Source organism: Bradyrhizobium sp. CCBAU 25360, from assembly GCF_028128695.1.
GTDB lineage: Bacteria > Pseudomonadota > Alphaproteobacteria > Rhizobiales > Xanthobacteraceae > Bradyrhizobium > Bradyrhizobium ottawaense.
Genome location: NZ_LBJA01000032.1, coordinates 164,444 through 189,759 on the forward strand (window position 1 = coordinate 164,444; position 25,316 = coordinate 189,759).

Annotated in this window: 20 protein-coding genes; 6 read left to right on the forward strand and 14 right to left on the reverse strand. The window is 63.6% G+C overall.

Annotation, left to right across the window (positions count from 1 at the left end):
• Positions 1-33: 33 nt before the first annotated feature.
• From XH81_RS09725 to urtA, 9 genes are all read right to left on the reverse strand, one after another.
• A complete protein-coding gene (locus XH81_RS09725) occupies positions 34-3,024 on the reverse strand; it encodes an autotransporter outer membrane beta-barrel domain-containing protein (RefSeq protein WP_244439208.1) in 2,991 nt (996 codons plus the stop codon).
• Between the two features lie 319 nt (positions 3,025-3,343).
• Positions 3,344-4,384, reverse strand: coding sequence for an aliphatic amidase (locus tag XH81_RS09730; protein ID WP_028139665.1), 1,041 nt, complete (start codon positions 4,382-4,384; stop codon positions 3,344-3,346).
• A 43-nt stretch (positions 4,385-4,427) separates the two neighbouring features.
• On the reverse strand, positions 4,428-4,805 hold the full coding sequence (locus XH81_RS09735) for an FmdB family zinc ribbon protein (protein WP_028139664.1): 378 nt from the start codon (positions 4,803-4,805) through the stop codon (positions 4,428-4,430).
• A gap of 111 nt (positions 4,806-4,916) precedes the next feature.
• The gene (gene fmdA / locus XH81_RS09740; protein ID WP_271596117.1) at positions 4,917-6,146 is read right to left on the reverse strand and encodes a formamidase; all 1,230 of its coding nucleotides are present in this window, start codon (positions 6,144-6,146) and stop codon (positions 4,917-4,919) included.
• 28 nt (positions 6,147-6,174) lie between these two features.
• Positions 6,175-6,864, reverse strand: coding sequence for an urea ABC transporter ATP-binding subunit UrtE (gene urtE, locus XH81_RS09745; RefSeq protein WP_038949525.1), 690 nt, complete (start codon positions 6,862-6,864; stop codon positions 6,175-6,177).
• Positions 6,865-6,932: 68 nt separating this feature from the next.
• Positions 6,933-7,688, reverse strand: a complete 756-nt coding sequence (urtD, locus tag XH81_RS09750) for an urea ABC transporter ATP-binding protein UrtD (RefSeq protein ID WP_028139661.1) — start codon at positions 7,686-7,688, stop codon at positions 6,933-6,935.
• Positions 7,689-7,753: 65 nt separating this feature from the next.
• The gene (gene urtC / locus XH81_RS09755; protein WP_038949523.1) at positions 7,754-8,896 is read right to left on the reverse strand and encodes an urea ABC transporter permease subunit UrtC; all 1,143 of its coding nucleotides are present in this window, start codon (positions 8,894-8,896) and stop codon (positions 7,754-7,756) included.
• Between the two features lie 17 nt (positions 8,897-8,913).
• Positions 8,914-9,840, reverse strand: coding sequence for an urea ABC transporter permease subunit UrtB (gene urtB, locus XH81_RS09760; RefSeq protein ID WP_018316774.1), 927 nt, complete (start codon positions 9,838-9,840; stop codon positions 8,914-8,916).
• Between the two features lie 130 nt (positions 9,841-9,970).
• Positions 9,971-11,230, reverse strand: a complete 1,260-nt coding sequence (gene urtA, locus XH81_RS09765) for an urea ABC transporter substrate-binding protein (RefSeq protein ID WP_026201734.1) — start codon at positions 11,228-11,230, stop codon at positions 9,971-9,973.
• Between the two features lie 171 nt (positions 11,231-11,401).
• On the opposite strand from urtA, the gene XH81_RS09770 reads away from it, so the two are divergent.
• Together XH81_RS09770 and XH81_RS09775 are read left to right on the forward strand one after the other, a co-directional pair.
• The gene (locus tag XH81_RS09770) at positions 11,402-14,773 is read left to right on the forward strand and encodes a hybrid sensor histidine kinase/response regulator (RefSeq protein ID WP_028139659.1); all 3,372 of its coding nucleotides are present in this window, start codon (positions 11,402-11,404) and stop codon (positions 14,771-14,773) included.
• Entirely contained in the window at positions 14,757-15,683 is a 927-nt protein-coding gene (locus XH81_RS09775) for a response regulator (protein WP_049801934.1), read from the forward strand. The genes XH81_RS09770 and XH81_RS09775 overlap by 17 nt, the downstream gene beginning before the upstream one ends.
• A gap of 244 nt (positions 15,684-15,927) precedes the next feature.
• On the opposite strand, the gene XH81_RS09780 is transcribed toward XH81_RS09775, so the two are convergent.
• Together XH81_RS09780 and XH81_RS09785 are read right to left on the reverse strand one after the other, a co-directional pair.
• A complete protein-coding gene (locus XH81_RS09780; RefSeq protein WP_028139657.1) occupies positions 15,928-17,430 on the reverse strand; it encodes a flavin-containing monooxygenase in 1,503 nt (500 codons plus the stop codon).
• A gap of 124 nt (positions 17,431-17,554) precedes the next feature.
• On the reverse strand, positions 17,555-18,301 hold the full coding sequence (locus XH81_RS09785; RefSeq protein ID WP_028139656.1) for a S1 family peptidase: 747 nt from the start codon (positions 18,299-18,301) through the stop codon (positions 17,555-17,557).
• A gap of 101 nt (positions 18,302-18,402) precedes the next feature.
• Between XH81_RS09785 and XH81_RS09790 the strand changes: the two genes are divergently transcribed.
• On the forward strand, positions 18,403-19,038 hold the full coding sequence (locus tag XH81_RS09790; protein ID WP_028139655.1) for an HAD-IA family hydrolase: 636 nt from the start codon (positions 18,403-18,405) through the stop codon (positions 19,036-19,038).
• 110 nt (positions 19,039-19,148) lie between these two features.
• On the opposite strand, the gene mtnA is transcribed toward XH81_RS09790, so the two are convergent.
• The 3 genes from mtnA to XH81_RS09805 form a co-directional block, all read right to left on the reverse strand.
• The gene (mtnA, locus tag XH81_RS09795; RefSeq protein WP_028139654.1) at positions 19,149-20,255 is read right to left on the reverse strand and encodes an S-methyl-5-thioribose-1-phosphate isomerase; all 1,107 of its coding nucleotides are present in this window, start codon (positions 20,253-20,255) and stop codon (positions 19,149-19,151) included.
• Positions 20,256-20,273: 18 nt separating this feature from the next.
• Positions 20,274-21,149: an S-methyl-5'-thioadenosine phosphorylase gene (locus XH81_RS09800; RefSeq protein ID WP_028139653.1), complete on the reverse strand. Its 876-nt coding sequence runs from the start codon at positions 21,147-21,149 to the stop codon at positions 20,274-20,276.
• A 276-nt stretch (positions 21,150-21,425) separates the two neighbouring features.
• Positions 21,426-21,698 carry a phosphopantetheine-binding protein gene (locus XH81_RS09805; protein WP_028139652.1) on the reverse strand — a complete coding sequence of 91 codons (273 nt, stop codon included), beginning with the start codon at positions 21,696-21,698 and terminating at the stop codon, positions 21,426-21,428.
• 357 nt (positions 21,699-22,055) lie between these two features.
• On the opposite strand from XH81_RS09805, the gene XH81_RS09810 reads away from it, so the two are divergent.
• From XH81_RS09810 to XH81_RS09820, 3 genes are all read left to right on the forward strand, one after another.
• The gene (locus XH81_RS09810; protein WP_028139651.1) at positions 22,056-23,273 is read left to right on the forward strand and encodes an acyl-CoA dehydrogenase family protein; all 1,218 of its coding nucleotides are present in this window, start codon (positions 22,056-22,058) and stop codon (positions 23,271-23,273) included.
• 39 nt (positions 23,274-23,312) lie between these two features.
• Positions 23,313-24,293 carry an amino acid--[acyl-carrier-protein] ligase gene (locus tag XH81_RS09815; RefSeq protein WP_028139650.1) on the forward strand — a complete coding sequence of 327 codons (981 nt, stop codon included), beginning with the start codon at positions 23,313-23,315 and terminating at the stop codon, positions 24,291-24,293.
• Between the two features lie 117 nt (positions 24,294-24,410).
• The gene (locus tag XH81_RS09820; RefSeq protein WP_028139649.1) at positions 24,411-25,286 is read left to right on the forward strand and encodes a hypothetical protein; all 876 of its coding nucleotides are present in this window, start codon (positions 24,411-24,413) and stop codon (positions 25,284-25,286) included.
• The last annotated feature ends 30 nt before the right edge of the window (positions 25,287-25,316 follow it).

A 25,316-nucleotide genomic window follows, 5' to 3' on the forward strand; every position in this document is an offset into this window, starting at 1 on the left:
CCTATCCTCCCTCTCAAGGGAGGCGACCATGCCTCACCACGCGTAGCGCACGACGCCCTTGCCGGCGTAGGAGCGGCTGAGGTTCGAGAATTCTCCCTCGAACGTCGCCGATGCAGACCAGCCGTTCATCCAGTTCATCTGCGCTGATGCCGTGGTCAGAGCCGAATCGCGCGCCTGGGCGGCACCGTTCACGACGAAAGCCGATCCCGGCAGGGTCTGGAACACCGCGCCCACAGTGCGGTCCGGATTGTAGTCATGCGCCCAGGCGAGGCGGCCGCGCAGGGTCATGAGGCCACCGGCCGCGGCAAACGACCTGTCCGCGCGCAGGCCGAGTTCGGTGCGGGTGCTGGTCACGTCCTTGGCGGCATAGTTGAGCGCGAAGACGTTGCTGCCGACCACGGCTGCCTCTGCATAGCTGGGAAGGCTGAACAAGGTGGCCTGGAGCGCCGCATACGGCGTGAGGCCGGCCCACCGCATGGCATAGCGATAGCCGCCCTCGATGCGGCCCGACACGGCATTGGCGTCGAACTGCGCACGCAGCTGGTCATAACCGGCAGCCGTCACGACGCGGTTGGTCGTGACGTCCTGCCAACCATAGGCGAGCGCCGCCGTGATGTAGGCAGGTCCCGCCGTATGACGCACGAAGGCGCCGGCCTGGAACAGGTCGGAGCGGCCCCAGCCGAGCCCGTTGACGTTGAAGGCGGTCCCGCCACCTGCGAGTGCAAAGCCCGCAATCGTCGACGGCGAGAAGCGGTAATCGAGGCCCACGGCAGTGCCGTAGACACTGCTGCTCGTGGTGTTCGAGCCGAGGCCGGCATTGCCGTCCGTGGTCTGCGAGCCGCCATAGCCGGCCGTCCACACATCCCAGCGCTGCTCGAACGTTGCCGCCGGTGCCTTGCGATAGATCGAGGCGAAGGCGTCGCGCGCGCTCTTGTCGCGCGCATTCGCGTCCGCGGCAAATGGCGACGCGCCAGGCGTGCCGCTGCGTCCTGAGCTGAAGACGTCGGTCAACAGGCTCATGAACAGGTTCATCGCATTGAACGTCGTCTGCTGCGATCCCGTTGCGGATTCACCCGAGGCCTGCGTCAGGCCCCCGGGACCAAGTCCCGCGAGTTCGGCCTGCAGGAAGCCGTTGGTGTTGAAGAAGTTCTGAAGCGTCGTGGCGACGTTCTGCTGGTTGACGTTGAGCGCGTATTTCGCGCCGTAGTTCAGCGTGAAATCGAGGATGACCTCGTTCGACCCGACGGTCGTCGTGCCGATGAGGCCACCCGGTGCGGCAACACCCGAAAAATTCCCGACGGAGGTGCCGAAGAAGTTCATGATCGAATAGTGCTTCATCACCGCGGCGCCCGGATACAGCGCGACGCCGACGGTGCCGTCCAGCGCGACATTGCCGGTAACGAGCGCGTGGCTCGTGCTGGATCCGCTACCGACCTGCACCACATAGACCGAGCCGGACTGAAGCGTGAGATCGCCCTGAACCTGCATGCTCGAGCCCGGGCCGCCGTCGCCGGGCGCATAGATGCCGCCGTTGGCGATGAGGGTATTGCCGACGATTCCGGCGCCGAACAACGCACCACCTGCATTCACGGTGGTCAGGCTCGACTGCGAGATGTCACCATCGACCCGCAGGATGCCGCCGTTCACCGTGGTCGTGCCGGTGTAGGAGTTCGTCCCCGAGAGGATCAGCGTGCCGCTGCCGACCTTTTCCAGCGAGCCGGGGCCGGCGGGACCGCAACCGCAGGTATCACCGATGACGCCGCTGACCTCGGTCGAGAGGTTGTTACCGCCGACGACGAGGGTATTGCCGCCGCCGATGTAGTAGAAGCCGCTGCCTTCGATCGATCCTGCGGTGATGCGACCATCGCCGGCCGGACCGGTGCCTCCACCGAAATCGACGACGCCGGTCCCGGTGGTGATGAAGCGTGCGTTGCCGCCGGTGGAGTTGTCGAAGAATTCGGTCCTGCCGCCGTCCTTGGTGATGATCGTGGCATTGCCGGCCGTGGTGAACGCGCCGAAATCGGTGAGACCATCCGCTTCATTGATGATGGTTGCATTGCCGGCGGTCGCCGTGTCGGAGCCGGCGAACGTCCCGAACACGGTCCCGCCAAAATCCTTGTTCACGATCGTCGCCGAGCCCGCCGAAGATTGCTCGATGAATATCGTGCCGCCGCCATTCTGGTTGGTGATGTTGGCCGTGCCTGCATTAGTCCGTCCGAAGAAGCCGATCAGGCCGCTGTCATTGATGATGGTGGCCCGACCGGCCGTCGCGGTGTCGGCTCCACCCCCGAGCGGATCGCCGAAATACACCTGGCCGTTGTTGGTGATCAAGATCGAGCTGGCGGAGCTTGCGTTGAGGAACATCGTCGTGCCGGAGAAGTCGTTCAGGATCGACGTGATCCCCGACGTGTCGGCATTGACGATGCTGAAGAGGCCCTCGTTGGTGACGGCGCCGACCATGCTCGCGGTGTGGGTCGCGTCGCCGAGCTGCAGGGATCCGCAATTGCAGATGAAGGTGCCGCCGGTATAGGAGTTCGCGCCGAGCAGCGCCAGGATACCTGGTCCCTGAACATTGATCCCGTCGCTGCCGACGATGCGGGAAGCGATCACGGCCGAGGGATCCGCAGTGCCGGTCACATCGTTGGTGACGAACGTGGTGCCGCCCGCAGCCAGCCTGAGGTCGCCGCCCTGAATGGTATAGATCGAGCCGTCGGCGGTGAGGTCGAAGCCCACGAGGCTGGTGAGTTGCACGCCGCCCGGCGTCACCGTCACCGTGCCGCCCGTCGCCGGCGTCGAGGGAGCGCTGCTTCCGAACAGCGTGCCGGCTGACGCAGGATCGTAGGCCGTGCTGGTCCCGCCAAAGACGTCGGTCCAGTTGGTCGTAGTGTTGTCCCAGACGCCGCCCCCGCCGTTGACGATGCCGTTCGGCGTGGTCTGTGATCCGTTGAAGACCTGTTGTGCCTGGACGGGATCGATCAGAGCGATCGCGCTCAAGACGAGGCCCGCCCCGGATGCCGCGCGCATGACCGCGGCACTCCGAAGCAGGCAACCCCGCCCGCTTGCTCGCAACCAAGCCCCCAAAGCTCGTCCCCCAACCTGCGGCGCTCCCCAATGGCGCCGCGGGAACTTAGGCGATGAAGGCGGGCGGTAGAACTACGGAGGCATGAGAATCCGCCAACGCGACCGCAACTCGGGCAGATTCAACAGCCCATGTTGCAGCCGCGCCACGATTTTACCGAGCGCGCCCCGTCCCGCCCATAGGCGGACGCGCCAGAACGTCCGCCATTATGGACGGCCATTCACATCCCTGGCTTGTCGTCCAACGCGTGGCACCGGCCGGGGCTCAATAGTTGCTCGGAGAGGACCCGTTCGGGATGCCGTCGATCGGACACTCATCGGTCCCCGGGGTCGCGCGGGTCATGGCCTCGACCATGTCGCGCGTGCCCTCGGGGTCTTTGATCCAATTCTTGTAGAAATCATACGGGCAAGCTGCGACGCCGCGCGGGCTTTCGCCGGAGTTGATCATGCCGGTGTAGCCGCGGTGGACCAGCTTGTAGAGATGGTTCTGCGACTGGCCGTTGCGGCGCGCATCGCGGATCAGATGTTTCGACAGCTGGGCGTACTGGATGCCGTAATCCTCCTCGCCGCACTCGCCGAGCGTACGACCGTCGAAGCCGATGATCGCGGAGTGGCCGAAATAGGAATAGACGCCGTCGAAACCGGCGGCATTGGCGACGGCGACATAGACGTTGTTGGCCCACGCCATGGCCTTCGAGATCAGAACCTGCTGCTCCTTGGCCGGATACATGTAACCCTGGCAGCGCACAATCAGCTCGGCCCCCTTCATGGCGCAGTCGCGCCAGATCTCCGGGAAATTGCCATCGTCGCAGATGATCAGGCTGACCTTCATCCCCTTCGGGCCGTCGGAGACATAGGTGCAATTGCCGGGATACCAGCCCTCGATCGGCACCCATGGCATGATCTTGCGGTACTTCTGCACGATCTCGCCCTTGTCGTTCATCAGGATCAGGGTGTTGTAGGGCGCCTTGTTCGGGTGCTCCTCATGGCGTTCACCGGTCAGCGAGAACACGCCCCACACCTTGGCCTTGCGACAGGCCTCGGCGAAGATCGCGGTCTCTTCGCCCGGCACGGCGCATGCCGTCTCGTACATCTCCTTGGAGTCGTACATGATCCCTTGCGTGGAATATTCCGGGAAGATCACGAGGTCCATGCCGGGCAGGCCGGACTTCATGCCCACCACCATGTCGGCGATCTTGCGGGCATTGTCGAGCACCTCGGCCTTGGTGTGCAGGCGGGGCATCTTGTAGTTCACCACGGCGACGCCGACGGTGTCGTTGCTGCTGGAAATGTCGCCGTGAAGCATTTGAGCGCTCCTGTCTTTTATTCGTTCGAGGTCATCGCGGGCGTTAGTGGCTGATCATCCAGGGCCGCGCTGTTGGGAAACCCTTGGCACCGCTCCCGGTCTTGGTCATCAGCCGCGCCGGTTTTTTCTTGTCTGACGCGTTCTTGTCTTTCACGGTTTTGCCTGTGGAGCAGCAACCGCAGCCGGGCCCGTGCGAGGCCTTGTATTGCGCGAGCGTCTGCGGCGCGTGGGTGCTGCGCTCGTTGACGGCATGAGCCTTGCGCTTCTCGGCCGGCATGCAGAAGAAGTTCGGCGCGGTCAGGATCACGCGCGGCGCCGACGTCTCGCAGTGCGGGCAGCTTTGCGGATCGTCGCACTCGGCCATCGGGCGCAGATCCGTAAAAGGTCCGCAATCGTCACAGAGATACTCGTAGACCGGCATCGCATCACCTAAGTTCTTGCCTGTTCATACAACTCGCTGCCACCATTCGTGTGGAGACAGCCCCTCACCCCAACCCTCTCCCCGTAAGAACGGGGAGAGGGAGCGCACCGGCTACTTGTCGGGCGAAATCGGCATCTGGATATCGCCGGTGATGTGCTTGATGGGCCCTGCCGCCGACGGCATCACGTCGAAGTCGAAGATCTCGGTCGGCAGCCACAACGTGGCGCAGGCGTTGGGCACATCGACCACGCCGGAGATGTGGCCCTGGCACGGCGCGGTGCCGAGGATCGAATAGGCCTGGGCGCCGGAATAGCCGAACTTCTTCATGTACTCGATCGCATTCAAACAGGCCTGGCGATAGGCGATGTGGACGTCGAGATAGTGCTGCTTGCCTTGCTCGTCGACCGAGATGCCCTCGAAGATCAGGTAGTCCTTGTAGTTCGGCGTGATCGGCGAGGGCTTGAAGATCGGGTTCTTGATGCCGTATTTCGACATGCCGTCCTTGATCACTTCGACCTTCAGATGCAGCCAGCCGGCCATCTCGATGGCGCCGCAGAAGGTGATCTCGCCGTCACCCTGGCTGAAGTGCAGATCGCCCATCGAAAGACCTGCGCCCGGCACATAGACCGGGAAGTAGATCTTCGAGCCGCGCGAGAGATCCTTGATATCGCAATTGCCGCCATGCTCGCGCGGCGGCACCGTGCGCGCACCCTCCGCGCCGATCTTGGCCTTGACGTCGCCCTTGGCGCGGCCGCCATGGGCGGTCGCCGCGAACGGCGGATTGGCAAGGCCCGGGACGCGGGTCGGGTTGGTCGAGATCAGCTCGGCCTCGCGCTTGTTCCAGGTCTCCAGCATCTTCGGATCCGGAAGACAGCCGATCAGGCCGGGATGGATCAGGCCGGCGAAGTTGACGCCAGGCACATGGCGCGACGAAGTGTAGAGACCCTTGATGTCCCAGATCGATTTCTGCGCCAGCGGGAAGTGGTCGGTGAGGAAGCCGCCGCCATTCTGCTTGGAGAAGAAGCCGTTGAAGCCCCACAGGCTTTCCTTCATCGGGCCGACGTCGAGCAGGTCGACCACGAGGAGATCGCCGGGCTCGGCGCCCTTGACGCCGATCGGACCAGACAGGAAGTGCACGATCGACAGGTCGATGTCGCGCACGTCGTCGGCGGAATCGTTGTTCTTGATGAAACCGCCGGTCCAGTCATAGGTCTCGATGATGAAATCGTCGCCGGGATTGACCCAGGCCACGATCGGGATGTCGGGGTGCCAGCGGTTGTGCACCATGTCATTTTCGTAGGCCGACTTGGTGAGATCGACCTTGATCAGTGTCTCTGGCATCGAGATGCTCCCCTTTTACTACGGTTGGTTAGACGGACAGATATTTCGAGACCTGCGCGGCATCGACGGCGTCGCGCGGGTCGTCGCGCACGATCTCACCGTTCTCGATCACCAGCACGCGGTCGGCGATGTCGAGCGCGAAGCTCAGGACCTGCTCGGACACGACGATCGAGAGCCCCTTCTCGTCACGGATGCGCTTCAGGGTTCGCGCCATCTCCTTGATGATGGAGGGCTGGATGCCTTCCGTCGGCTCATCCAGCAGCAGGACCTTCGGCTTGGTCGCGAGCGCACGCGCAATCGCGAGCTGTTGCTGCTGGCCTCCCGACAGATTGCCGCCGCGGCGGCCCTTCATCTCGAGCAGGACCGGGAACAATTCATAGATGTCACCGGGCACCTCGGATTCGCCCGCGACAACGAGGCCGGTCTCGATGTTTTCCTTCACCGTCATGGTGGAGAAGATCATGCGGCCCTGCGGCACATAGGCGAGACCTTTGGCGACGCGCTCGTAGCTCTTGAGGTTACCGAGCTCGGCGCCGTCCATCGTCACCGAGCCGCTTTTGGCCGGCAGGATGCCCATCAGCGACTTCATCAAGGTGGTCTTGCCCATGCCGTTGCGGCCCATGATCGCCACGATCTCGTTGGGTGCGACCTTGACGTTGAGCCCGTGCAGCACCTCGCTCTGGCCGTAGGCGACGTGAAGATCGGAAATTGCCAGCATCGTCGCGCTCCCTATTTCTTGCGCATGATCTTGTCCGGAAACCGGACGCCACTTTCCGGGATCATGCGCTAATGCCCCAGATAGACTTCGATGACCTTGGGATCGTTCTTGACCTTCTCCATGGTCCCTTCGGAGAGGATCTGGCCCTGATGCAGCACGGTCACCTTGTGGGCGATGTCCTCGACGAACTTCATGTCGTGCTCGATCACCAGCACCGAGCGGTTCTTGATGATGCGGTTGAGCAGTTCGGCGGTCTTGGCGCGCTCGGACACGCTCATGCCGGCGACGGGCTCGTCCAGCATCAACAGATCGGGATCCTGGATCAGCAGCATGCCGATCTCGAGCCATTGCTTCTGGCCATGGCTGAGCTCGTCGGCATAGGTGTTGAGCTTGTCCTTGAGGAAGATCATCTCCGCGACCTCCTCGACCCGATCCTTCACGAGTTGGTCGCGCTGAAAGGTCAATGAGCCGAACACGGTGCGGCCGCGCGGGAACGAGATCTCGAGGTTCTCGAACACGGTGAGGTCCTCGAACACCGACGGCGTCTGGAATTTGCGCCCGACGCCGGTCTGCACGATCTCGTTCTCCTTCAGTTTCGTGAGTTCCTTGCCGCGAAACTGGATCGAGCCCGAGGTCGCCTTGGTCTTGCCGCAGATCAGGTCGAGCACCGTGGTCTTGCCGGCACCGTTGGGACCGATGATGACGCGAATCTCGTTCTCCTCGACGTAGAAAGAGAGATCGTTGACCGCCTTGAACCCGTCGAACGAGACGGTCAATCCGGAGACAGCGAGCAGGAAGTCCTTGGGCTGATGACCGACGAGCATGATCTACCTCCTCACTGCCAGCGTGGCATCGGCATCGTGATGACCGACGAGCATGATCTATTTCCTCACTCTGCCGGTGCGCCGTCGGCGACCGAATTGTCGTTCCAGCCCGGCTTCCGCTTGCGCGAGGCGAACAACCGATCGATGCGCGGCTGCACGTAATCGGCCCAGAGCCCGGACAGACCGTTCGGGAAGGCGAGCACGACCGCGATGAACAGCGCGCCGAGGCCGAACAGCCAGAGTTGCGGGAAGGATTCCGACAGGCTGGTCTTGGCGAAATTCACCAGGATGGCGCCCCAGATCGCGCCGAAGATCGACATGCGGCCGCCGACCGCGGTGTAGATCACCATCTCGATCGACGGCACGATGCCGACGAAGGATGGCGACATGAAACCGACATTGAGCGCGAACATGGCGCCGCCGATCGCGGCGAACACCGCCGCCATGCAGAAGGCGAAGATCTTGAAGTTGGCGACGCTGTAGCCGGAGAAGCGGACGCGGTCCTCCTGTTCGCGCATCGCCACCAGGATGCGGCCGAGCTTGGTCAGGCGGATGAACTGCGCGATGCCGATGCAGGCGAACAGCAGCACCACCTCGACGAAGTACAGGATGACCTTGGCGTGGTCGGGCCGGATGTCCCAGCCCTTGAGCGTGCGCAGATCCGTCATGCCGTTGATGCCGCCGGTATAGCCCTGCTGCCCGACGATCAGGATGGTCAGGATGGCGGCGACGGCCTGGGTGATGATCGCGAAATAGGTACCGCCGACGCGGCGCTTGAACATCGCGGTGCCGATGATCAGGGCGAACAGGCCGGGAACCAGGATGATGGCGAGGATGGTGAAGGTGAGGCTGTGGAATGGTTGCCAGAACAACGGCAGCGACGTGATCTGATTCCAGTCCATGAAATCGGGGATGCCGGGCGTCGACTGGATCTTCGTGTTCTCGACGCTGGACGCCTCGAGCTTGAGAAACATCGCCATGCAGTAGCCGCCGAGACCGAAGAACACGCCCTGCCCCAGGCTCAAGATGCCGCCATAGCCCCAGCACAGCACGAGGCCGAGCGCGACAAAGGCGTAGGTGAGGTATTTCGCGACGAGGTTGAGGCGGAACACATCCAGCGACAACGGCAGGATCACGAACAGCACGGCGGCCAGGACAATAAAGCCGATGAGCTCGGACCGGTTGAAGAAGCGTGAGTTGATGATCATGATCTGCCTGCTTCTCGTTACTTGCGGACTTTGAGGGCGAAGAGACCCTGCGGCCGCAGCATCAGGATGCCCACGACAGCGAGCAGCGTCAGGACCTTGGCCATCGAGCCCGACATGAAGAATTCGAGCGTCGATTGCGTCTGCGAGATCGAGAACGCGGAGGCGATGGTGCCGAGCAGGCTCGCGGCGCCGCCAAATACGACGACCAGGAACGTGTCCACGATGTAGAGCTGTCCGGAGGTCGGCCCGGTCGAGCCGATCATGGTGAAGGCGCTTCCAGCGATTCCGGCGATGCCGCAACCGAGCCCGAACGTGTAGCGGTCGACCTTCTCGGTGTTGATGCCGACCGCTCCGGCCATGATGCGGTTCTGCACCACCGCACGGACCTGGCGGCCCCAGCGCGACATGTACATGACGTAGGCGACCGAGAGGGTGATCAGCACGGTGAGACACATCACGAAGACACCGTTGATCGGCACTTCGATGCTGTCGGTGACGTGCAACGAGCCCAGCATCCATTGCGGCAGCTCGACGCCGACCTCACGCGCGCCGAACACGGAGCGATAGGCCTGCTGCAGCATCAGGCTGAGGCCCCAGGTGGCAAGCAGCGTATCGAGCGGGCGCTTGTAGAGATGCCGTATCAGCACCCATTCCACCAGCATCCCCAATGCGCCGGACGCGACAAAGGCCAGGATCATCGCAAGGAAGAAGTAACCGCTGAACAAGCCGGGCAAATAGGACTGGAAGACATTGGAGGTCATCCAGGTGACGTAGGCCCCCAGGATCATGAACTCGCCATGGGCCATGTTGATGACGCCCATCTGGCCGAAGATGATGGCAAGCCCAAGCGCCATCAGGACGTAGACCGAGAACAGGATCAGTCCGGCAAAGCCCTGCATGACGAAGATGGAGCCGAGATCACCAAGCGAGTAGTCGCCGAACATCGATGTCCTCCGTCGGGGATAAGGGTCCCGCGTCGCGAGCAGGTTCGCGACGCGGGGGTCTTGGGCGTGGATTTGCTGTCCACGCCAGGGAGAGGCTTGGTGTTTGGAAGAAAGCGCCTGAGAGCGCTTCTTACTGGTAGCCCTTGGGGAACGGATCCGGCTCGACGAGATCGGCGGTCTCGTAGATCAGCTCGAACTGGCCATCGAGCTTGGCGCGTCCCACCCGGGTCTTCGACCAGAGGTGATGATTTTCGTGGATGCGCACATAGCCTTCCGGAGCGCCCTTGAACTCGACGCCGGGCGAAGCCGCCGCGATCTTGTCGACGTCGAACGAACCCGCCTTCTCCACCGTCAACTTCCACAGCCACGGGCCGAGATAGGCAGCCTGGGTGACGTCTCCAATCACGGTCTTCTCGCCCCACGCCTTCTTGAACGCCGGCACGAAGGCCTTGTTGTTCGGATTGTCGAGCGACTGGAAGTACTTCATGCAGGCATAGGCGCCCGCGATGTTCTCGCCGCCGATGCCGTCGATCTCGTCTTCGGTCACCGAGATCGTCAGCAGCGCCTGCTTGGAGAGGTCGATGCCGGCGGCCTTGAGCTGCTTGTAGAAGGCGACGTTCGAGCCGCCCACGACGTCGGTGAAGATGACGTCGGGCTTGGTCAGCTTGATCTTGTTGATGACCGAATTGAACTGGGTGTTGCCGAGCGGATAATACTCCTCGCCGACCACCTTGCCCTTCAGCACGTTCTCGACGTGCTTGCGCGCGATCTTGTTCGAGGTGCGCGGCCAGATGTAGTCGGAACCGATGAAGAAGAACGACTTCGCACCCTTCTCCTTGGCGATCCAATTCAGACCCGCGAGAATCTGCTGGGTCGCTTCCTGACCGGTATAGATGACATTCTTGGACTGCTCGAGGCCTTCGTAGAAGGTCGGGTAGTAGAGCATGCCGTTATACTGCTCCATGACCGGCAGCACCGCCTTGCGTGAGGCCGAGGTCCAGCAGCCCATGATCGCCGCGACCTTGTCGTTGACCAGCAGCTTCTTTGCCTTTTCCGCAAAGGTCGGCCAATCACTGGCGCCGTCTTCCTGGATGAACTTGATCTTGCGCCCGAGCACGCCGCCGGCGGCATTGATCTGCTCGATGGCGAGCTTTTCGGCCTCGATCGACCCGGTCTCGGAGATGGCCATGGTGCCGGTCGCCGAGTGCAGGATGCCGACCGTCACCTCGGTGTCGGTGACCGCAAGGCCGGTGGTGTTGACCGCCGAGGTCGCGGGAGCCTGTGCAAAGGACGCCCGCGGCAGCATCGTGATGGCCGGCACGGCGGCCATTCCCATCAATAGTTTGCGCCGGAGCGGCGACAAAAGGCCCTTGTTTGGTTCGTCTGACATGAGCACCCCACTTTTTTTCGAGGACACGCGATTGGTGCCGGTGAGGATGGCTCGGATCTGGGCGGCGGAAGCATACGCAAGATCGCGTATACTGCACCGCAAAATGCCGACGTAGGCTTTTGGTACGGAATTTGCGAGGGCTCCGGGTCCGTATCAGGAGTGGGGTAAAGCGTGGCAGGGCGGCAGCGAATAGACCGCGTCAGGCGACAGTACAACCAATGGGTCGCCAACCAGACGCTGGAGGACTATGCGCTGCGCTTCACGGCCAAGAGCGCGCGCCGCTGGTCCGCCGCCCGGGTCGCCAACACGGCGCTGGGCGCGATCTCGTTCCTGGCGATGGAGGCGATCGGCGGCACCATCACGCTGAACTATGGCGTCACCAACGCGGCCGCCGCCATCCTCGTGGTCTCGACCATCATCTTCTGCTGTGGCGTGCCAATCGCCTACTATGCCGCCAAATGCGGCATCGACATCGACCTGCTCACGCGCGGCGCCGGCTTCGGCTACATCGGCTCCACCGTCACCTCGCTGATCTATGCGTCCTTCACCTTCATCTTCTTTGCGATCGAAGCCGTAATCCTCGCGTCCGCGCTCGAGATGTGCTTCGGGATTCCGCGGCCGATCGGCTACCTCATCAGCGCGGTCGTCATCATCCCGCTGGTGGCCTACGGCATCACGCTGATCAGCCGCTTCCAATTGTGGACGCAGCCGCTGTGGATCGTGCTCCACATCATTCCGTTCGCGGCGATCGCCTGGCACAACCCGCACTCCTTCACGGAGTGGCGCAAGTTCTCGGGCGAGCACGGCGACCTCACCGGGCATTTCGACCTGCTGCTGTTCGGGGTTGCGGCCTCGGTGGTGTTTTCGCTGGTGGCGCAGATCGGCGAGCAGGTCGACTTCCTGCGATTTTTGCCGCGCGATCGCCGCGCCTCCAGGGCGTCGTGGTGGGTGGCGATGATGAGCGCGGGACCGGGCTGGATCGTGCTTGGCGCCTTGAAGCTCCTCGCGGGTTCCTTCCTCGCCTTCTTCGCGCTCAGCCACGGGGTGCCGCCCGAGGAGGCCGCCGAGCCCGCGCATATGTATCTCGAAGCGTTCCGCTATGTGCTGTCGCAGCCCGACCTCGCGCTGGCGTTGACCGGCACGTTCGTGATCCTGTCCCAGGTGAAGATCAACGTCACCAACGCCTATGCCGGCTCGATCGCCTGGTCGAACTTCTTCTCGCGCCTGACCCACAGCCATCCCGGCCGCGTCGTCTGGCTGGTTTTCAACGTCATCGTGGCGCTCCTGTTGATGGAGATCGGCGTCTACAAGGCCCTGGAGCAGACCCTGGCGCTCTATTCGAACGTCGCGATCGCCTGGGTCGGCGCGCTGGTCGCGGATCTCGTCGTCAACAAGCCGCTTGGATTGCGGCCGCAGCAGATCGAATTCAAGCGCGCGCATCTCTACGACGTCAATCCGGTCGGCGTGGGGGCGATGACGATCGCGACCATTGTCTCCATCAGCGCCTTTTACGGCCTGTTCGGGCCGACCGCGAAGGCGCTGTCGGCCTTCATAGCGCTGGCCGTCGCCTTCATTGCCGCACCGTTGATTGCCTGGGCCACGGACGGCAAGTACTACATCGCGCGAAAGCCGAAGCGGAGCTGGCAGGACATCGAGTCGATCCAGTGTTGCATCTGCGAGCACGCGTTCGAGCCGGAGGACATGGCCTCCTGCCCCGCTTACGCCGGGCCGATCTGCTCCTTGTGCTGTTCGCTGGATGCCCGCTGCCACGATCTCTGCAAGCCGCACGCGCGGATTCAGGCGCAGGTGTCGGAGACGCTGGGCAAGCTGATGCCGCAGCCGATCTACGCGCGCATCAACTCGCAGCTCGGCCACTATATCGGCGTTTTCGCAGTCTCCGCCGGCCTCGTCGCGCTGGTGCTGGGCCTGATCTATCTGCAGACCTCGGCGAGCGTGCATGGCGAGAACGCGCTCGTCTCCGACGTGCTCTGGAAGGTGTTCTTCTCGCTCAGCATCATCATCGGCGTGGTGGCGTGGCTGTTCGTGCTGGCGCAGCAGAGCCGCCGCGCCGCCGAGGAGGAGACGCGGCGGCAGACAGCGCTTCTGATCCAGGAGATCGACGCGCACAAGCGCACCGACGCCGAGTTGCAGCGCGCCAAGGAGGTCGCCGAATCCGCCAACCTCGCCAAGAGCCGTTATGTCGTCGGCCTGAGCCACGAGCTGCGCTCACCGCTGAACGCGATCAGCGGCTATGCCCAGCTGCTAGAGCAAGATACGACGCTGAGCACGAAGCCGCGCGATCAGGTCCGCGTCGTCCGCCGCAGCGCCGACCACCTCTCCGGCCTGATCGACGGCATTCTGGACATCTCAAAGATCGAGGCGGGACGGCTGTATCTGTCGCGCGACGAGGTGCGCCTCAGCGAATTCCTCGACCAGTTGGTCGGCATGTTCCGCCTGCAGGCTGCTGCCAAGGGCATCGACTTCGTGTTCCGCCGGCCGGCGTATTTACCGCTGGTGGTCTATGCCGATGAGAAGCGCCTGCGCCAGGTGTTGATCAATTTGCTCTCGAACGCCATCAAGTTCACCCAGACCGGCAGCGTGCAGTTCGTCGTGCATTATCGCAGCCCCGTTGCCGAGTTCGAGGTGATCGACACCGGCCCCGGCATCCAGGGCGACGATCTCGAACGTATCTTCGCGCCGTTCGAGCGCGGTGCGCTCGGCGTTTCGCAACCGCAAACCGGAACGGGACTTGGCCTGACCATCAGCCGACTGCTCGCCGGCGTGATGGGCGGCGATATCAAGGTCATGAGCACGGTCGGCGCCGGCTCGACGTTCAAGGTCAAGATCCTGCTCTCGGAGGTCACCAATCCGCAGCGCATCGCGCCGGTGGAGGCTCCCATCTCCGGCTATCACGGCGCGCGCAAGACCATTCTCATCACCGACGATGATCCCGTCCATCGCGATCTCTTGCGCGAGGTGCTGACGCCGCTCGGCTTCATCCTGCTGAGCGCCCCCGACGGCCCCGGCTGCCTCGCGCTGGCTCAGCATTGCCGGCCCGATTTGTTCCTGCTCGATATCTCGATGCCCGCCATGGACGGCTGGGCCGTCGCGGAGGCCTTGCGCGCGAGCGGCCATCACCAGGCGCGCATCCTGATGGTATCTGCCAGCGCGATCGAGGCCCACGGCGCGCCGCTGGCGCAGCCCTTCCACGACGGCTATCTGATGAAGCCGATCGACATCCCGCGGATTCTGGAGACGATCCGCCAGCTCCTCAGGATCGAATGGCAATATGGCTCGGACGAGATTCCCGTGTCATTCTGGCGCCCCGAAAGCGGATCGAGGCCGCCGGCGCGGCACATCGAGGCCCTGATCGGGCTCGGCCGGATCGGCTACGTCAAGGGCATCCAGTTGAAGCTGGACGAGATCGGCAGCGAGCATCCGGAACATGCCGACTTCGTCGCACAGATGCGGTCGCTGGTCGACCGCTTCGATCTCGAGCAGTACATGTCCACATTGAAGACGTTGCATGCGCATGAACATTGAGTCGAAAAAGCGCGACGTCGCGCTCGTCGTCGATGACTCTCCCGAGACGCTGCGGCTGCTTACCGACGCGCTCGACGGCGCCGGCATGACGGTGATGGTGGCGCTCGACGGCGCGGCAGCGATACGTATCATCGACCAGATCACGCCCGACATCGTGCTGCTCGATGCCGTGATGCCCGGCATCGACGGCTTCGAGACCTGCCGCCGGCTCAAGCGCGATGCCGGTCTTGCCAATGTCCCCGTGATCTTCATGACGGGGCTCGCTGAAACCGAGCATATCGTTCGCGGGCTCGAGGCCGGCGGCGTCGATTACGTGACCAAGCCGATCGTGATCGAAGAGATGCTGGCGCGCATCCGCGTCCATCTCGGCAATGCCCGCCTGACCCAGAGCGCGCGCGCAGCGCTCGACGTCTCCGGCCGCTTCCTGTTCGCGGTCGATCGCCAGGGCAATGTGCTGTGGGCGACGCCGCAGGCGCAGAAGCTGCTGTCCGATCATCACGGCGCACAGGCCGACGACTTCGTCCTCCCGGCATCGCTGCTGCAATGGCTGGAGCAGGCCAGGGCCAAGGGCAGCGCGAAATCCCAGGCGGCTTCCTTGCCCGACAACCCGCAGCTGCGGCTCTATTACATGGGCGAGACCGCGCCGAACGAGTTTTTGCTGCGGCTCTCCAGGGAGTCCGGCACCGCACTGCCTCCGGAATTCACCAGCGAGCTCGGCCTCACCACCCGCGAGGGCGAGGTGCTGGCCTGGCTCAGCAAGGGCAAGACTAACCGCGACATCGCGCAAATCCTAGGCCTCAGCCCGCGCACGGTCGACAAGCATCTCGAGCAGATCTACGCCAAGCTCGGCGTGGAGAATCGGACGGCGGCGGCGGCGATTGCGGCGAACGCGACGCGAAGGAATTCGTGAGCTGCGGTGTGGATGAGTTGGCGCGCCGTTGATCCAACAACCGATGTCGTCCCGGACAAGCGAAGCGCCGATCCGGGACCCATAACCACAGGAAGATGTTTGGCGCAGACTCGGAGTTACCTGCTCGCTCCATAACCACTCCCTGCGGTTATGGATCCCGGGTTCGCTTCGCGCCCCGGGACGACGGCGGAGTGTGGTGTGAGCGTCGCCGCCCCCTCACACGAACCCGCACCCACGAACTTCCTCACCCGTACACAAACGCCTTGTCATCCAGGTCCGTCTTCGGGATCTCGTCCTTTTCGGTCCAGTAATCCTGGCTGTGCTGCCATTCCGGCTTGTCGCCGCGCTTGGGCAGCAGGTTCATGTTGCGCATCATGTAGCCGGGATTGAAGTTTTCCGGATCGATCCAGGGCAGGATCGGCATGTTGTGGTCTTCGGGTCGCAGCTTGACCTCGACCTTTTTCTTGCCTTTGGCCTTCATGTGGCCGAGAAGCCGGCAGACGAAGTCGGCGACGAGATCGACTCGCAGCGTCCAGCTGGCGCGGAAATAGCCGAACACCCAGACCATGTTCGGAACGCCCGTGAACATCATGCCGCGATAGGTGACGGTGTCGCCAAAGGCGAGCGGCTTGCCGTCGATCTCGAAGGCGATGTCGCCGAGCGCCGCGAGATTGAAGCCGGTCGCGGTGACGATGACATCGGCCTCCAGCAGCTTGCCGGATTTGAGCTGAATGCCGTTCTCGACGAAGCATTCGATCTCGTCGGTGACGACGGAGGCCTTGCCGCTGGCGATGCCCTTGAACAGATCGGCATCGGGCACGAAGGCGATGCGCTGCCGCCACGGCCGGTATGTCGGCGTGAAATGCGTCTCGACGTCGTAGTCGGGACCGAGCACCGCGCTGATCTGGCCGATCAGGTCCTTCTTGACCTGCTCCGGCTTGGATAGGCAGAGTTTTGTGAAGGCGTCCTGCTCGAACAGGATCTTGCGCCGAACGATCTCGTGGATCCAGGCCTCATCGACCTGAAGCCGGCGCAGCTCCTCGGCGATCTCGATGGCATTGCGGCCGAGGCGAAAATAGGTCGGCGAACGCTGCAGCATGGTGACATGCGCGCAACTGTCCGCGATGTTCGGCACCAGCGTCGCCGCGGTCGCGCCCGAGCCGATCACGACGACCTTCTTGTTCGTGAGGTCGAGATCGTCAGGCCAGGTCTGCGGATGGACGACGCGGCCTTTGAAGCGATCGGTGCCCTTCCATTCCGGCGTGTAGCCTTCCGAATGGCGGTAATAGCCCTGGCACATCCACAGGAAGCTCGCCGTGAAGGTCTTTGCTTCACCGGTATCGGTCGTAATCGCCTCAATGGTCCAGAGATTCTGCTCGCTCGACCAGCTGGCGGAATTGATCTTGTGCTTGTAGCGGATGTGCTTGGCGACATCGTTGTCGTCGATCACCTCGTTCATATAGGCGAGGATTTCTTCGGCGGTCGCGATCGGCGGCCCGACCCAGGGCTTGAAGCTATAGCCGAACGTATGGAGATCGCTGTCCGAGCGGATGCCGGGATAACGATGCGTGCTCCAGGTGCCGCCGAACGTCGCCTGCGTCTCCAGGATGACATAGCTCGTGCCCGGAAGTTGCTTCTCGATGTGATAGGCGCTGCCGATGCCGGAGATGCCGGCGCCGACGATCAGCACGTCGAAATGTTCAGAAGCCTGTTTGGCCGTGGCGTGACTGCGAACAGCGACATTCATTGTTGCTTCTATGCCTTGCTTGTTTTTGTGGCCGTCCTTGACGAACGACGCGTTTCCTCCGCGGCCGGCATGATCGCCCGCCGCGCTTCCGCTTCAAAATGACATAGATCAAGTTGCGGTCAAATCACAGTGCCGCACCCCAGCTCCGCGCGGTCTGCAAGATCCAGTCGCGGTAGAGCGTGAGCGGCGTGACGCCGGTCAATCCGCCGCAGCCATCGCCGGCGTTCGGTCCCGTCGCCCAGCTGATGACACCGACAAGCACGGCACCGCTCGGCTTGTCCTCGAACACGGGACCGCCGGAATCGCCGGTACAAGCGCCAATTCCGTCGCGAACACCGTTGGTTACGGGATCGACCAGGCGGATCTGAAGCGTGCCGGGCTGGCCCGTGACGACAAGGCCCGCGACGCGCGTGGCCCCGCCGCTCCTGCCATCACCGCGCATGGTGACACCGGTACCGGCAATGACGAAACGGCTACCGGCCTGGATTGGAATATTCGGCGTGCCGACCAGCACCGTCGATTTTCCCTTGGGTGGAATTTCCAGTTGCAGCAGCGCCACGTCTGCGCCGGCGCGATGCACCTGCGCCTTGTAGCTGGGATGGATCGCGATGGTGCGCACGTTCAGCAATTGCGGCGCGCCACCGCTGCGATCGACGATCTTGTAGTCCGCGCCCGGCGGCACGCAGTGAGCGCCGGTCAATACGATCCTGGGCGCGATCAGAGTGCCGGTGCAGGAATTGCCGCGCGAGCCGACGATGGTGACGACGGCCCGCGCGACGCCGTCGGCCTGCGGCGTGCCGCCGCCGACGATGGCATGGGCGGGTGTGGCGAGCAGCAGCGCAGTCGTGATGAACGTGGCAAGCTTCTTCATGGGAACACGCTTCGGTATTGGCGGCGGCAGATTGCTTCGGACTGGCCCTTGCCGATAGCGCATGCTAGCCCTCTTGGAAAGGAATTGGCGAGGGCAGGATAGTGGCGATCGAGGCGGTGATCTTTGACTTTGGCGGCGTGCTGACGAGTTCACCGTTCGAAGCATTCGCGCGGTTCGAGACCGAGCGCGGCCTGCCGGTCGACATCATCCGGCGGACCAACGCCGCCAACCACCTGGAAAACGCCTGGGCCAAGTTCGAGCGGGCCGAGGTCGATATCGATACCTTCGACGAATTGTTCGCGACGGAATCGCTCGCACTCGGCGCGGAGGTGCGCGGTCGCGACGTGCTGCCGCTGCTGCAGGGCGATCTGCGCCCCGAGATGGTCGAGGCGCTGAAGCGCATCAAGGCGCAATTCAAGACCGGCTGCATCACCAACAATCTGCCTGCCAATGCCATCGGCAGCATGACCGGGCGCTCCCTCTACATCGCCGAAGTCATGGTGCTGTTCGACCACGTGATCGAATCCGCCAAGATCGGCCTGCGCAAGCCCGATCCGCGAATCTACAGGCTGATGGTCGAGACACTGAAGGTCGATCCGAACAATTGCGTCTATCTCGACGATCTCGGCGTCAATCTGAAACCCGCGCGCGAGATGGGCATGACCACGATCAAGGTGACGAGCAGCGCGCAGGCGATTGCGGAGCTTGAGGCGGCGACGGGGCTGAAGCTGGGGTAGGCACCTCGTCGTTGCGAGGCACGAAGCCGTAGGGTGGGCAAAGCGAAGCGTACCCACCACAAGCAGATGGTGGGCACGGCGCTTTCGCGCCTTTGCCCACCCTACGAGAGCTACTCCGCCGCCGCCACGATCCGCTCCGGAAACGCCGCCGCCAGCTCGTCGCGATCCGGCTTCAGCACGCCGCGCTCGGTGATGAGGCCGGTCACGAGCCGTGCCGGCGTCACATCGAAAGCGTAATTCGCGACCGGCGATCCCTCGGGCACGATGCGCACCGTCTCCAGCCTTCCATCCGCGGTGCGGCCGGTCATGTCGGTGACCTCGACGCCGCTGCGCTGCTCGATCGGAATATCGCGGATGCCGTCATGGACGGTAAAATCGATCGTCGGCGACGGCAGCGCGACATAGAACGGCACGCCGTTGTCGCGAGCGGCGAGCGCCTTCAGGTAGGTGCCGATCTTGTTGCAGACATCGCCATTCGCGGCGACGCGGTCGGTGCCGACGATGGCGAGATCGACCATGCCGTGCTGCATCAGGTGCCCACCGGTGTTGTCGGGGATCACCGTATGCGACACGCCGTGATGACCGAGCTCCCAGGCGGTGAGCGAGGCGCCCTGGTTGCGCGGACGCGTCTCGTCGACCCAGACATGGATCTTGATGCCGCGTTCGTGCGCAAGATAGATCGGCGCCGTCGCCGTGCCCCAGTCGACGGTGGCGAGCCAGCCGGCGTTGCAGTGGGTCAACACGTTGACGATCTCGCCCCGCTTCTTCGATGCGATTGCCTCGATCAGCTTCAAGCCGTTGCCGGCGATGCCGCGGTTAATCTCGACATCCTGCTCGACGATCTCGTCGGCACGCGCATAGGCCGCCTCCGCCCGTTCGATCGGATCGATCGGCGCGAGCGCCCTGCGCATCTCGTCCAGCGCCCATTTCAGATTGATCGCAGTCGGCCGCGCCACGATGAGCGTGTCGTAGGCACGCTTCAGACCGGCGTCGGAGGCGTCCTCGCGCATGGCGAGCGCCATGCCATAGGCCGCGGTGGCACCGATCAGCGGCGCGCCCCGCACCAGCATGTCCCGGATTGCGACGGCTGCGTCTTCAGACGATGTCAGCTTCGCGACGACGAACTCATGCGGCAGGCGGCGCTGGTCGATCGCACCGATGGACCAGCCGTCATGCTCGCGCCAGATGCTGCGAAAATGCTTGCCGTCGACCTTCATGGCATTCTGCCTTTCACTTCACGCGCGCAGGATGCGCCCGGCCACCGCATCGAGCTTCCTCAGAAGCTCGGGATCGCGCGCCTCGGGGGCCGTGATGAGCGCGGTGTCGAGCGCGCGATCCGAACCGATCGGACAGGGCTCATGCTCGCGCGGAAAGTCCTTTGCCAGCCGCGCCACCAGCGCCTTCGCCTTGTCCGCGTTCGAGGTCAGCACGCGGATGATGTCCTGCACGGTGACGGCATCGTGATCGGGATGCCAACAGTCGAAATCCGTCACCATCGCCACCGTGGCGTAACAGATCTCCGCCTCGCGCGCGAGCTTCGCCTCCGGCATGTTGGTCATGCCGATCACGGAATAGCCCAGCGTCTTGTAGGTCATGCTCTCCGCATAGGTGGAGAATTGCGGCCCTTCCATGCAGACATAAGTGCCGCCACGCGCGATCGCGATGCTCTCGGCTTCAGCGGCCGCGGCAAGATGGATGCGCAAACGTGGAGAGACCGGATGCGCCATCGACACATGGGCGACGCAGCCCCGACCGAAGAACGAGCTCTCGCGCTTGTGGGTGCGGTCGACGAACTGGTCGACGAGAACGAAGGTGCCCGGCGGCAGTTCCTCCCTGAAGGAGCCGCAGGCTGATAGCGAGATCAAATCGGTGACGCCGGCCCGCTTCAAAACGTCGATATTGGCGCGGTAGTTGATGTCGGAGGGCGACAGCCGGTGCCCATTGTCGTGCCGCGGCAGGAATACGATCGGCAACCCTGCGATGGTGCCGCGGCGCACGGGCGCCGACGGCTCGCCCCAGGGGCTCCTGATCACCTCTTCGCGCGCACCCTCGAGGCCCGGCAAATCATAAATGCCCGAGCCGCCGATGATGCCCAATACCGCCTGCGTCATGCCTGCTCCACCCTGTTCGCCACGTGCGACATGGTTACGCTATGCCAGTTTTGCGGCGGTTTTGGAACCGGGTGGTGGGGATGCCGGTGCTGTGAGGAGCGCAAAATGCTCAACTCACACTCGACGTCGTCCCGGCGAACGCCGGGACCCATACCGCGGAATCTATCTAGGATGGTCGGTCGCAATCCCGAACGACCAGTCTTCGCACAACTACGGCCTGGGGTTATGGGCCCCTGCGTTCGCAGGGGCGACCCGGGGAAATTTTGCTGCGCCTGACTAAGCCGCCGCCGCCAGCTGCAGCTGGGTCGCCACCATCCGCTCCAGCGTCTCGACGGACTGGAAATTCTCCGGCGTGATCTCGGCTTGCGGGATGGTGAAGTCGAACTCGGCTTCGACGCCGAGCATCAGATTGACCATGTCCATCGAGGTCAGGCCGACATCGACGAGCTTGGCGGACGGCGTCACGTTAGCGGCGAGCGAATTCTGCTCGAGGATGCCCTTCACCAGCTTGATGATGCGATTGCGTACGTCGGTATCAAAGGATTGCATCGGCAAATTCCCGTCTGTCTGTCAAAGGTCGGACCGGCTTGCCGCTACGATGGGCACGGCCTGCCGGTCCCGCAATGGGCGATACCAATACTTCGCGTTTCTTAGTAAACGATGACTCAGATTGTCTGAAATTCAGGCTTCTTCCAGAGTCCTAACGCGATGCTGGAAAAACGGGTGATGCAAACAACCGGACCTTAACTGTTCGTTCGGAATTGGGCTTTGTTTACCCTCTATTTCATCGACGAATTTGAATTAAATCCGTAGCCTCGTCTCACAAGCAAAGATGGCCGGAGGATCGCTTACGCGCATCGCGAATGATGCCGGCGATCTCGAACGGCAAACCGGAGGCGGACGAGTATGAACGTGCGTGAAGCAGTCCTCACTGTCGACGAAACGCAGACGGGCTTCCTCGAGCAGGGTCCCTCCCTGATCGAGCGCGCCGCCCGAACCGCCGCAGCTGCCGCGGCCGACGCAGACGGGGTCGATCGCGACGCTCGTTTCCCACACGGGGCATTCGAGGTCGCGCGCGAGCAGAAGCTGCTCGGCGTCATGATCCCGGTCGAGTTCGGCGGCTTCGGTGCCTCCATCTACGACGTCACCGACATCTGCTACACGCTCGGGCGCGCCTGCGCCTCGACCGCGATGATCTACGCGATGCACCAGACCAAGGTCGCCTGCGTCGTCAGGCACGGCCACGGCATCCCCTGGATGGAGACCATGATGCGCCGGGTCGCCCGCGATCAGTGGCTGCTCGCCTCGTCCACCACCGAAGGCCAGAACGGCGGCAACATCCGCGCCAGCGCCGCCGCGGTCGATCACGCCGGCGATACCGTTTCGCTGGTGCGCGACGCCACCGTGATCTCCTACGGCGCGGAAGCCGACGGCCTCGTCACCATCGCCCGCCGCGCTACCGAGGCCGCCGCCTCCGACCAGGTTCTGCTGGCGCTCGCCAAGGACGATTATTCGCTGAAGCGGACGCTGGGCTGGGAAACGCTCGGCATGCGCGGCACCTGCTCGACCGGTTTCGAGCTGAAGGTCGATTGCCCCGCCGATCGCGTCTTCCCGGAATCCTATGACAAGATCCACGCCCAGACCATGACGCCGTTCGCGCATCTGTGCTGGTCGTCGGCCTGGGCCGGCATCGCCGCCGCAGCCGTGACCCGCGCGCAGGCCTTCATCCGCAAGGCGGCCCGCACCTCCGGCGGCCAGATGCCGCCGGCCGCGGCACATTTCACCGCCGCCAAGATGTCGCTGGCAAAGCTGCGTGCGCTGCTGTCGACCAATATCGATGCCTTTGCCCGCGCCGAACATGACGAGCGCGCCCTCGGCTCGCTCGACTTCCAGTCCTCGATCACGCTGCTGAAGGTGCAGGCTTCCGAACTCGCGGTCGAGACCGTGATGCATGCGATGCGCACAGCCGGCCTCTCCGGCTACCGCAACGACGGCGAATTCACCATGGGCCGGCACCTCCGCGACGTGCTGTCGTCCCCGATCATGATCAACAACGACCGCATTCTGGCCAATGCCGCGACATCGACGCTGATGAGCGGCGTGCCGACAAGCCTTCACGACTGAATCAACAATAACAATTTTGAGATAGCAGGACATCGCCCCATGAACATTGCCATCCTTCCCGACTCGCCCGCGACCGCGCCGCAGATGATCGATCCGCTCGATCATCTGGCCGACAAGCTGTTCCACCGCATGGGCGCTGACGGCGTCTACGCCCGCACCGGGCTGTATGAAGGCGTCGTCGAGAAGCTCGCCGCGCTGATCACGAGCCATCGCGAGAGCGGCACCGAGGTGATGCGCTTCCCGCCGGTGATGAGCCGGGCTCAGCTGGAGAAATCCGGCTACCTCAAGAGCTTTCCGAACCTGCTCGGCTGCGTTTGCGGTCTGCACGGGACCGAGCGCGAGATCAACGCCGCGGTGAGCCGCTTCGACGCCGGCGGCGACTGGACCACCTCGCTGTCTCCCGCCGATCTCGTGCTGTCGCCCGCCGCCTGCTATCCGGTCTATCCGATCGCGGCGAGCCGCGGCCCCTTGCCGAAGGGCGGTCTGCGCTTCGACGTTGCCGCGGATTGCTTCCGCCGCGAGCCGTCGAAGCATCTCGACCGGTTGCAATCGTTCCGGATGCGCGAATATGTCTGCATCGGCAGCCCCGATGACGTCGCCGATTTCCGTGAGCGCTGGATGGTGCGCGCGCAGGCGATCGCGACCGACCTCGGCCTCACCTTCCGTGTCGACTATGCCAGCGATCCCTTCTTCGGTCGCGTCGGCCAGATGAAGGCGGTGAGCCAGAAGCAGCAGCAGCTCAAGTTCGAGCTGCTCATTCCGCTGCGCTCGGAAGAGCAGCCGACCGCCTGCATGAGCTTCAACTATCACCGCGAGCATTTCGGCACGACCTGGGGAATCCAGGATGCCGGCGGCGAGCCGGCCCACACCGGCTGCGTCGCCTTCGGCATGGACCGGCTGGCTGTCGCCATGTTCCACACCCACGGCACCGACCTTTCCGCCTGGCCCGCCAAGGTGCGGGACGTCCTGGGCCTGCAGCCGCGGGTCACGGCCGACGCCCATGTCGAAGGCTGGCGCTAGCAGCATGATCCAGATCCGAGGGACCGCGTCAGCAAGAAGTGCGAAGCGGTCTTCCGAAAAGATCATGCTGAAACAATAGACGAAACGAGGCCTGCCATTTCCACGGGTAAGACGAGCGTGATTCACACCAAGGTGCGATGCCGCGAGATCACCGAGTCCGACGCCGAAGCGGTCGCGGACCTGCTGACGCGCGGCTTCGTCGGCCGCTCGCGGAACTATTGGATTCAGGGTCTGCGCCGGCAGGCCTTCCGGTCTGTCCCGGAGGGCTATCCGCGCTTCGGCTACATGCTCGAGAGTGACGGCACGCCGGTCGGCGTGCTGCTGCTGATCTACACGGCGCGGAAGAGCGGCGAAGAGACCGCCATCCAGTGCAATCTATCGAGCTGGTATGTCGATCCGGCCTACCGCAACTATGCCCCACTGCTGACCAAGATCGCGCAGCGGCACAAGGACGTGACCTATTTCAACATCAGCCCGGCGCCGTGGACCTGGCCGATCATCGAGACGCAGGGCTTTCGCGCCTACTGCCGCGGCATATTCTTTTCGGTGCCTGCCCTGGCGCGCCCCCCGCGCTGGAGCGAGATCGAGGTCATCTCGCCTCACGCCAAGACGATCGAGGGGCTTTCCGAAGCCGAGACCGAGCTTCTGACGCGGCATGCGCGCTACAATTGCCTCAGCCTCGTCTGCCGCACACCGAAGGGAACATTCCCCTTCATCCTGCAACCGGTGCGCATCCGCCGCGGCTTCATCGCGCCCCCGGCGATGAAGCTGATCTATTGCCGGAACGCCGCGGAATACGCCGCCTGCGCAGGCCGCATCGGCCGGCTGCTGCTTCGGCTCGGCAAGATCGCGGTGGCGATCGATTCCAATGGCCCGATTCCCGGCCTTGTCGGTATTTATACCGAGCGGCGCGGTCGCAAATACTTCAAGGGCCCGCACCGGCCGCAGCTCGGCGATCTCACCGATACGGAACTGGTATTGTACGGGCCGTAGGGAAGGCTGTCGGACCAGACCACCGCTGTC